The following is an 8,645-nucleotide window of genomic DNA, read 5'->3' on the forward strand; positions in this document are numbered from 1 at the left end:
GTTTAGCGCGAGTCAGGAGTTAATTCCTCCTATGAGACGGGATAAGAGGGATTGAGTTCACGGGGTGGCGCCATCGCGAGCAGGCTCGCTCCCACATTTAATTGCGCCTGTTCTGACAGAACTCGGTCAAATGTGGGAGCGAGCCTGCTCGCGATCGGGTGCGAAGCAGCCGCTTTCAGGATTTGGCCGGCGGCTTACGCAGCAGACTGAACGCCATCGCCGCAAGAAACAGCACGCTGAGCAACAACACGGCCCACAAGCCGATTTTCTTCCAGTTCGTCCCGACGGCCACTGGCGTCGTTTCCGCCGGCGATATTGAGGTTGCCACGCCATTCACCGTCGCCGTACCCAGGGTCGCCAACCGCGACGGACGGTAATCGGGCACCAGCGTCGTCAAGGGCAGGTTGGCGGCCTTCACGGTCGCGCTGCCCAGTGCCAGGCTGTATGGCCCTTCGCCGCGCGTCAGGAACACCACCTGGGTGGGCCGCACGGCAAAACGCAGGGCCGGCGCGTCGCTGCCGAGACCGCCGCCACGCTCGTCCACTGTCAGTTTCAACTGCTGCACGGTCTGGCCGGACAACTGCAACTGGTTTTGCTGCACATCCTGGCCGTTCTGGGTCAGGCGATAGAGCAAGCCACTGCCCAGCGGCTGCCACGGATGGCTGCTTTCACGCCGCCCGGCCAGGGTCACCGGGGCCAGGCTGTTGGCCTGGTTCAGCTCGACCTGCACCTCTTCGATATTCAGCCCCATGGGCAACTGCCAGGTGTACTCACCGGCCTTGAGGGTGCTGCCGGCCAGCGGTTGCGACCAGACCAGCGGCAACGGCAGGCTTTCGCGGCTGGCGCTCTGCAACTGAGCGGAAGTCAGTACCGGCGCGGAGGACGGCGAATCCCACAACAAGCGCAGGTAGCGCGCCGTCTGCCCCGGCAGATTCACTTCATGCTGCTCGACCCGCTCATCGGCAAAGGTCAGGCGCGCCACCTGGCCTTCGCCCCACGCCTGCCAGTGCTGCAAGTCATCACTGGCTTCGATGGTAAAGCGCTGGAAGCCATCGCGTTCGCTGGTCCAGTCGAGGACCAACTGCTGCAACGGTGCCTTGATCGCGCTGGCATCCAACAACCAGCCGCGCAGTTCTTCCTCACCCGCTTCAAGGCGACTGGATGGCTGGACTTCCACCAGCGTGCCGTTGGCGTTCGACTGCACGCGCACGCTGGGCGCACGCTCGTTGTCATCGGCGGCGTTGTACAGGGGGAACCACTTCACGTCGGTGAGGGTGCGGTTTTCCCGGCTCTGGGCCGACTCGCGAACCAGCGCGTAAGCCTGGGCCTGCCCGGCGGCGTTGAAGACCCGCAGATCGCTCAGATCGGTCTGTCGCGCTTGCAGTTGCACGTCCAGCGGCAACGGCAGGCGGTACCAAGGTCCCTCTCCACTCAGGGCCAAAGGCACCTGATGGGCAAAATCCGCCGGTTGCTCCTGGGCGGTGGCCGACAAGGCCACCCATAGCCCGACCACCCCCAGCCCGATCCGATTCAACGTGCGACTCAAGATGACACTCCCTCACTGACGGGTAATGGCGGCTCGGTCGGTTCGACCGTTTCCGGGGCGCTTGGGCGGCAGCGGCGCGAAGTAGCCGACCACCAGCAACAACACACCTACGCCGATAAACGACACGATCCGCGCCAGACCACCACGGTTACTCAATTCGACAAAGAACAACTTGGCGACCACCACGGCAATCAACGCCGCGCCGATCAGCCAGACCTCACGGCGATGCCGCAGGTGCCCGCCGATCATCAGGCCCAAGGCAATCAGGGTCCAGACGATGGACAACCCGGCCTGCACGAACATGGATTCAAGCAACGCATCCAGTTCGAACGGTACACCGATCCAATGGTGCGCACTGCGCATGACCACGGCGGTGAAGAACACGAACAGCGACACCCCGGCGATCAACTGGGTGACGTGTTCAGCATGGGCCCAACGAATTGCCAGTTGCGCCACCGCACCGCGCGCCCATAGGTAGACCCCGAACAGGGCAAACAACAGGCCCAGTTCCAGCGGATTGAGCAACGGTACATAAGGCAACGGCTCAGCCGTACCGTCGCTGAAGGTGTTCGCCAGCCAGAACCAGCCAAGCATCAGCAGCGCCAGAGGTGCCGCCGCATAGACTCGGTATTCGCGCGGTTGGGCCGATACCGGCCACGGCCAGGCACGCGGCGCGGCCATCAGCACCAGGTACAGGCTCGGCAGAATCGCCCAGCCCAGCCAGCGCCAGGCATTGTATTGCTCGGACAGTAACAGCAGGCCGTAGCGCAGCTCCAGCGCCAGCACGCCGATCAACAACCAGCAACCGAGCACGTGGGCGGTGCTGCGCGCCTGGGCAGGCAGCGTCGGCGCCAGGCGCTTCAAGGACAGGAAATGCACGCCGAACACCGCCACCCACGCCAGCCAGCCAAAATCCGCCGCCGGGTGATACCGGTTGTGCCAGGTCGCGACAAGCACACAGCCCGCCGCCGGAACCAGCAGGGTGCACACCAGCCCCAGCGCCGACCATTTCAAGCGCAGCGCCAGCAGGGTCCACACCGCCACGCTGGTGGCCGCGACCATCAGCAGCAAGCTGCCTTGCAGGTTTGCCGGGGCAAACCGCAGCACTTCGCTGACCCAGGCCAGCGCCCACCAACCGGCGCCCCAGATCAGCAACAGCTCGGACACCCGCCGCAGCCTCAAGGCATCGAATACCGTCGCCGAATGGCCCCGCTGCAAGCGCCATGCGCCGACCAGTGCCGCCAGCCCCAGCACCAGCGGCGTCCAGAACCCGCTGTGGGCCAGGGGGCGCAGGCCCTCGGCGGTGAGTGGCCCGAGCAATGCAGGCCCCGCAACGAGGAACGCCGCGCCACCCAGCAACTGCAGCAACAGGCCGAAGACAAAACTCACCCGCTGCTTCAGGTACAGGCTCAGCCAGATGATCAGCAGACCGCTGGCGGCCCACACACCGCTCGCCGTTTGCCATGGCAGCACGAACAGCACCGCGAGATTGATCAACACCAACCCCGCCAGCAACACCACGGACAACCCGCGTAGCAGGCGCACATCGTTGCGCACCATCTCGTCGCGGGCCGCCAGCAGCATGCCGCCAATCAGCGCCAGGCCGATCAATGAGGCGCTGAGCAAGCCGCTCCAGCCGGCGTTGAATACCGCTGCCGAATCCCCTTCCGCGCCCCGCAGGCGCAACAGGAACAAGGCGCCGCCCAACAGTTGCACGGCAAACGCAGTGAACAGGAAACTGCGCGACTGCAGACGCAGGCCCACGAACAGCGTCGCCAATCCGGCCAGGGCCCAAGCGATGGCGGTGCCGTGGGTCAGGAAAAACAAAGGCGCCAGCAGATAGAGCGAGCCCAGGCCCAACACGGCCAGCACCGGCAGCGCCTGGCGCTCCCAACTGGCGATGTGCTCAGGCGCTGCCTTGCGCAATTGATAAAAGGTGAACAACAAGGCAGCGCCCAGCATCAGCGCCCCCAATGGGGCGCCTTGGAGCAGGCTGCCTTCACCAATATGCAATTCACTCAAGAACGCCCGCGCCGCGCCCAGTTGCAGCAGCAAGGCAAAGGCCCGCGCCAATGGCCGTTGCTGACGCAGGCCGAGCCAGAAAATCCCCGCGCCTTCCACCGCCCAGGCCGCCGTGGTCCACCGGGCGTCGAGACCGAGGGGGATCGCCAGGCTGGTAAAAATCACCCCGAGCGCCAGGCAGGTTTCTGCCAGCAACAAGGCGCGGCCCCGCATCAATACGCGGGCCAGGCCCATGTAGATCATGCCCAGGAACAACGCACTGAACGCTGCGGCCAGGTCCTGGAACATCACCAGCGTGAGCTGCAAGCCGAAGGCCACCAACGGCGGACCGAACAGCATCGTGCCGTCCACGTAATCGCCCTTGCGCACCGACCAGCGCAGCAGCGCTTCACGGCTGTCATCCTCGGGGGCGTCGCTCATTTCCAGCAGTTTGCGCCGGGTGAACAGCAACCCGATCGCCAGGTACATGAGGAAGAAGATGATCAGGAACGGCTCGGTGCTGAAGAACAGTTCCGGCGAATACGAACGCAGGCCCCAGGCGATCCCGATGCCGAAGGTGCCGACGAAACCGATCAGGTTGAGCAGGCGCCAGGCCTTGAACCAGGCAATCGCGAGGATGCCGGCATTGAGCAGGATGAAATAGCTGAACAGCGCGACGTGGTTGCCGCTGCCGGTCGAGGTCAGGATCGGCGCGGCAAACCCGCCCAGGGCCGCAGCCGCCGCCAGGCCGAGGGCATTCTGGGTGACCGCGAGGATTGCCGAGAACACCGTGACTGCCACCAGCAGCCCCAGGGCCGCCTTGGAATCGAGCAACGGGTGCAGGCGCATGGCGGCGAAGACGGTCAGGTAGAGCACCGCGATCCCGGTGCCCTGGAGCATCAACGCATAATGACTATTGCGTTGGCGCAGCCACCAACCCAGGCCGAGCAGGCCCAGGGCGCTGGCCGCGACGCCGGCGTAACGCAACTCGATGGGCACCACCATGCCTTCGGTGGCGTAGCGCAGCAGAAACGCCAGGCCGAGGAACAACAGCAGCACGCCGACCCGCAGCACCGTGTTGCCGCCGAACAGCCAATTGCGTGCCCCCGCCAGGGCGCGCTCAATGACATTCGGCCCACGGGGAGCCGCCGGCTGCGCGGCTATCGGCGCCACAGGCGCGGACACACGCTCGCGGTCATCACGCCTCGCGGTGATCGGTGCGGGATTCCAGATAGCGTCGGGCAACGGCTGGCTGGCTTGAGCGGCCATCGCGGGAGCGGGCTCCAGATCGGGCGGCAGCTCCCACACCAATTCTGGCGCGGCTTGAATGTCGGACGCCGGCGTCGGCGCGACAATGATCTCGGGCGACGGAGCCGCTTCGCTCGGAGCCGGCGCGGTGCCGTGCTCAAAGAGGGCCAGACGCTGTTCCAACGCGTTCAAGGCCTGCTGAGTTTTATCCAACAGGCCTTGTTGCTGGGCAGCCTGGGCGGCGAGACGGCTGAGTCGAAACCCTTGGACAATGCCGAGCCCTACCAGCGCGCCTAACAGTGCATCGGCAAACGACTCATCCACCACCCAGCCGAGTGCCAGGCCTAACAACGTCAAGATCCATAGCATGGTCGATATCCCTAAGCGGCCCGTTGCGGGCATAACCGGGGCGATGCGGTGCCTGGCTCAGTCTAGTGGAAACACTCATAACCTGTGGGAGCGAGCCTGCTCGCGATGAGGTCGTCAGGTTCAACATTGATGTTGCCTGATGGTCCGCTATCGCGAGCAGGCTCGCTCCCACAGTGGATCATGGGTGTTTTCAGCACTGAGCCGAGCCGCAGCCCGGTGAAACTGGCGCCTAGTATATCGACGAAGCCCAACCACCGTCGGGCTTCGCTCACATTTCTGACAGCAAAAGCTACTCCAGGGCTTTCCAGATGTCGGTGGCGTATTCGCGGATGGTCCGGTCCGAGGAGAACCAGCCCATGCGCGCGGTGTTGAGCACTGCCGAACGCCACCACTGTTTGGAATCGTGCCAGCGCTCCTCGACCTTGGCCTGGGCGTTCCAGTACGAGTCGAAATCGGCGCAGACCAGGAAGCGGTCATAATCCACCAGCGAATCCACCAGACCGGTGTAGCGCATCGGATCGTCCGGGGAGAACACCCCGCCACGGATCGCCTGCAATACATCGCCGAGACGATGGGACGCGGCGATGTCCGGCGCGGCGCTGAATTCGCCGTTGCGCTTGCGGGCCTCGACCTGCTCGGCGGTCAGGCCGAAGATGAACATGTGTTCATCGCCGATCCGGTCCCACATCTCGACGTTGGCGCCGTCCATGGTGCCAATGGTCAGCGCACCGTTGAGGCCGAACTTCATGTTACTGGTGCCCGATGCTTCGAAACCGGCCGTGGAAATCTGCTCCGACAGATCCGCCGCCGGAATGATGCTCTCGGCCAGGCTGACGTTGTAGTTGGGCAGGAACACCACTTTGAGCAGGCCGCGCACGGTCGGGTCGTTGTTCACCACCCGGGCGATGTCGTTGGTGAGCTTGATGATCAGCTTGGCCTGGTGATAACTGGCGGCGGCCTTGCCGGCGAAAATCTTCACCCGGGGCACCCAGTCCACTTCAGGCTCGGCGCGGATCGCCTGGTACAGCGCCACGGTGTGCAACAGGTTGAGCAATTGGCGCTTGTACTCGTGGATACGTTTGACCTGCACGTCGAACATCGCCGCCGGGTTCACGGCAATCCCCAGTCGCTCATGAATCAGGTAGGCCAGGGCCTTCTTGCTGTGCAGGCGCTGCTCGGCGAACTGCTTGCGGAACGCCGGCTGGTCGGCGAACGGCTCCAGTTCGATCAGGCGCTCCTCGGGATTATCCAACACCGTCGGGCCGAGGGCGTCGACCATCATCGAGGTCAACTCGGTGTTGGCCTGGAACAGCCAACGGCGGAAGGTGATGCCGTTGGTCTTGTTGTTGATCCGATCCGGATAGAGCTTGTGCAGCTCGGAGAACACCGTGCTGCGCATCAGTTGGGTGTGCAACCCGGACACCCCGTTGACGCTGTGGGACCCCAGGAACGCCAGGTTACCCATGCGCACCCGGCGACCGTTGTCTTCTTCGATCAGCGAAACCGAGCGCAGCACATCGAAATCGTGCACGCCCTTGGCCCGCAGCGAATCGATGTGCTGGGCGTTGATCAGGTAGATGATCTGCATGTGCCGCGGCAGCATGCGTTCCATCAACCCCACCGGCCAGGTTTCCAGGGCTTCGGGCAGCAGCGTGTGGTTGGTGTAGGACAGCGTGTCCTGGGTCACCTGCCAGGCCGCGTCCCACGCCACGTCGTAGACATCGACCAATTGACGCATCAATTCGGCCACGGCAATCGAGGGGTGGGTGTCGTTGAGTTGGATTGCCGCATGGTCCCCCAGGGTCAGCACCGAGGAGTGCATGTTGCGATGGCGGCGCAGCAAGTCCTGCAACGACGCCGCCACGAAGAAATATTCCTGGCGCAGGCGCAGTTCCTGGCCGGCTTCAGTGCTGTCGGCCGGGTACAGCACGCGGGAAATACTTTCAGCCCGGGCCACTTCCGCCACCGCGCCCAAGTGGTCGCCGGCATTGAAGCGCTCCAGGTGCAGGTCTTCCACGGCCCGGGCACGCCACAGGCGCAAGGTGTTGACGCTGGCACCGCGCCAGCCCACCACCGGGGTGTCGTAAGCAATGGCGCGCACGGTTTCGGCCGGGGACCAGACTTGCCGGGTCTTGCCCGCCTCGTCGGTCACGGTTTCGACGCTGCCGCCAAAACCGATCGGATACACCACCTCGGGCCGTTCGAACTCCCACGGGTTGCCGAAGTCCAGCCAGTGTTCGGTCTGTTCCTGCTGCCAACCGTCGACAATGGCCTGGCGGAACAGGCCGTGTTCATAACGGATACCGTAGCCATGCCCGGCGATGCCCAGGGTCGACATGCTCTCCATGAAGCATGCCGCCAGCCGGCCCAGGCCGCCATTGCCCAGCGCCGCGTCGGGTTCGAGCAAACGGATGCGCTCCAGGTCCACGCCCAGCTCAGTCAGGGCTTCGCGCGCGGTATCCAGCAGGCCGAGGTTGCTCAGGCTGTCGTAGAGCAGGCGGCCGATGAGAAATTCCAGGGAAAGGTAATAGACGCGCTTCTGGCCCTTCCGGTAGATCTGCCGCGTGTGGTCCATCCAGTGCTCGACCATGTGATCGCGGGCGGCCAGGGCAATGGCTTCGAACCAATCGTGATCAAACGCATGATCGGGGTCCTTGCCGACGGCATAAGTGAGTTTGGTCAACACGGCATCGCGAAATGCAGCGACTTCCGCTTCGCGAACAAGTGGTTCTTGAGTCATTGGTGAGACCTCGGACGAGCATGGAATTATCTGAGCCTAGACGGTCTGACAGACGGTAGAGGCTCTTGGTTCGGTGGCTTTCCCCGAGTGCCGGGGAGTCGCCGCCAGGGAAATGCCGGATGGCTGAATGAATGCAGGGGCCGTGCCGGTCCCGGAGGGGTTTGTCGGGGATTGAAAAAAAACCGGCAGATGGTCGTTCAAAATTTCACCAGTCCCGGTATGATCGCGCGCCCTGATGCATGCCGGTACACCTAGATGATGAAGCCCAACCTGATCGCCGCCGCAGAGCTCGACCGACTCGATACCTGGGCCAAGTACTCCGCCCCGATGTGCGGTTCCTGCGTGTCGAGTTGCTGCACGCTGCCGGTGGAGGTCAAGATCAAGGACCTGATCCGGATCGGCATCGTCGATGAGTTCGAACTCGGCGATCCGCCGAAGAACATCGCCAAGCGCCTGCAAAAGGAAGGGATCGTCGAGCGCTACAACCAGAAGTCCGAGATCTTCACGCTCCAGCGCATGAGCAACAACGATTGCCTGTATCTGGACCGCAAGAGCCGCCTGTGCACCATTTACGAGAAACGCCCGGACACCTGCCGCAATCACCCGCGGGTCGGGCCACGGCCGGGCTATTGCGCCTACAAGCCCAAGGAAGTGGAGCGCGAGCGCAATCCGCGGACGCTTGATCGGTTTTGACCAACCGCCGCTTCTATAGCGCCTGATACGCCGCCTTCGCGAGCAAGC

Annotated in this window: 3 protein-coding genes and 1 pseudogene; 1 reads left to right on the plus strand and 3 read right to left on the minus strand. The window is 63.9% G+C overall.

The window, feature by feature from the left end; translation table 11 throughout:
- Window positions 1-175 precede the first annotated feature (175 nt).
- The 3 genes and pseudogenes from J7E36_RS07825 to J7E36_RS07835 form a co-directional block, all read right to left on the minus strand.
- Window positions 176-1,546 carry a DUF3999 domain-containing protein gene (locus J7E36_RS07825; protein ID WP_215001556.1) on the minus strand — a complete coding sequence of 457 codons (1,371 nt, stop codon included), beginning with the start codon at window positions 1,544-1,546 and terminating at the stop codon, window positions 176-178.
- A pseudogene (locus tag J7E36_RS07830) lies at window positions 1,543-5,164 on the minus strand (DUF2339 domain-containing protein). The gene J7E36_RS07825 and the pseudogene J7E36_RS07830 overlap by 4 nt, the downstream one beginning before the upstream one ends.
- A 289-nt stretch (window positions 5,165-5,453) precedes the next feature.
- The gene (locus J7E36_RS07835; RefSeq protein WP_215001560.1) at window positions 5,454-7,904 is read right to left on the minus strand and encodes a glycogen/starch/alpha-glucan phosphorylase; all 2,451 of its coding nucleotides are present in this window, start codon (window positions 7,902-7,904) and stop codon (window positions 5,454-5,456) included.
- Between the two features lie 255 nt (window positions 7,905-8,159).
- On the opposite strand from J7E36_RS07835, the gene J7E36_RS07840 reads away from it, so the two are divergent.
- A complete protein-coding gene (locus J7E36_RS07840) occupies window positions 8,160-8,597 on the plus strand; it encodes a YkgJ family cysteine cluster protein (RefSeq protein ID WP_215001562.1) in 438 nt (145 codons plus the stop codon).
- Window positions 8,598-8,645: the final 48 nt, after the last annotated feature.

Origin of the sequence: Pseudomonas fluorescens (genome assembly GCF_018614775.1) — a bacterium.
In the GTDB taxonomy this organism is placed as follows: Bacteria; Pseudomonadota; Gammaproteobacteria; order Pseudomonadales; family Pseudomonadaceae; genus Aquipseudomonas; species Aquipseudomonas fluorescens_BY.